2 protein-coding genes are annotated in these 1,551 nt (G+C 72.1%); one reads left to right on the forward strand and one right to left on the reverse strand.

What is annotated here, in order from left to right; genetic code table 11:
* The first annotated feature begins 209 nt into the window (after nucleotides 1-209).
* Entirely contained in the window at nucleotides 210-854 is a 645-nt protein-coding gene (gene ribA / locus MCM47_RS40520) for a GTP cyclohydrolase II (protein WP_238951704.1), read from the forward strand.
* A gap of 77 nt (nucleotides 855-931) precedes the next feature.
* Here the strand turns inward: ribA and MCM47_RS40525 are convergent.
* On the reverse strand, nucleotides 932-1,551 hold a 620-nt coding region (locus MCM47_RS40525; RefSeq protein WP_238951806.1), incomplete at its 5' end, for a family 16 glycosylhydrolase.

Raw genomic sequence — 1,551 nt, forward strand, 5'->3', positions numbered from 1 at the left:
CCGCCACACCGACCGCCCGTCCCGCGCACCGTGCGTGCGGGACGGGCGGTTCGTCGTGCGGCCTGCGGGAAGATCCACCGCTTTCGCGGCGTTGCCAGCCTCCGCCGCACCTCACGCCGCACCCCGGCGGTGCCGCCGCTGTTGTTCAAATTGGAACTACCTAGTACGGTCGACACCCGACCACCACACCGGTAACGGAGGCCCCGCCCATGCCGCACCCTGCCCCACCGCTGCCCGGGACCGCCACCGTGCGCACCCGGGTCCGCATCCCGCTGACCTTCCCCGACGGCTACCGCGCCGAGGCCGAGGTCTTCACCTTCCACGGCCTGGCCGACGGCGCCGAGCACCTCGCGCTCGCCCTCGGCACGGTCCCGGCGGGCGGGACGCCGCTGGTGCGGCTGCACTCCGAGTGCCTGACGGGCGACGTGTTCGGCTCGGACCGGTGCGACTGCGGCCCCCAGCTGCGCGAGTCGGTGGAGCGGATCGCCGAGGCCGGCGGCTACCTGGTGTACCTGCGTCAGGAGGGCCGGGGCATCGGCCTCTACAACAAGCTGGACGCCTACGCGCTCCAGGACTCCGGCCTGGACACCTACGACGCCAACACCGCGCTCGGTCTGCCCGAGGACGGGCGCGACTACACGGCCGCCGCCCAGATGCTCACCGCGATCGGCGCCGGCACCGTCGACCTGTTGAGCAACAACCCGGACAAGGCCGCGCAGCTGGCCGCCCTCGGCATCACCGTCGGGCGCCGGGTCCCGACCGGCGTCCACCTGTCCGCCAGCAACATCCGCTACCTGCGTGCCAAGGTCGAGCGGACCGGCCACTCGATCGAGCTCTCCCGCCTGGTGGGCTGAGCCGGCGTCGGCCCGGTCGGCCGGTCGGACCCGTGGGCCGGGAAGCACGACGGCGGTCCGGGCCGGTCAGGACCGGGTCAGTGCTGCCAGACGCGCACGTAGTCGACCTGCATGTCCGCCGGGGTCACGGTCGGGCCGGAGGCGTAGACCGCGTTGTTGAGGATCAGGTACATCGGCGCCGAGGTGATGCCGCTGGTGATCTGGCCGACCTTCACGCCGTCGTAGTAGTAGGTCACCGAGCCCGGCTGCCAGTCCGCACCGAAGGTGTGCCAGCCGCTGTAGTTGCCCGGGGCGCAGCCGCCGGGGCCGCCGGACGGCGAGTGGAAGTGGTAGCAGGCCTGACCGCTCAGGCCCTCCATCACGTCCAGCTCACCGTCGGCGGGCCAGTTCTGGCCGTCGGTCCAGAAGGCCGGCCAGTTGGCGACCTGCGAACCGGACGCCGGCAGGTAGATCCGGGCCTCGAAGGCGCCGTAGGTGAACTGGGCCTTGCCGTTGGTGTTGACCAGGCCCGAGGTGTACGCGTAGTTCTTGCCGTTCACCGTGGCCGGCTTCTGCTCGGCCTTGAGGTGCAGGCTGCCGCCGCTCTCGCTGATCTGGGACGGGGCGTAGGCGGCGGACTCGGCGCCGTTCACCGGGGGCGTCGTGCAGGTGGCGCAGCCGAACCAGTTGGGGTTCCACTTCGAGCCGTCCAGCGACG

Source organism: Kitasatospora sp. A2-31 (genome assembly GCF_022288725.1).
In the GTDB taxonomy this organism is placed as follows: Bacteria; Actinomycetota; Actinomycetes; order Streptomycetales; family Streptomycetaceae; genus Kitasatospora.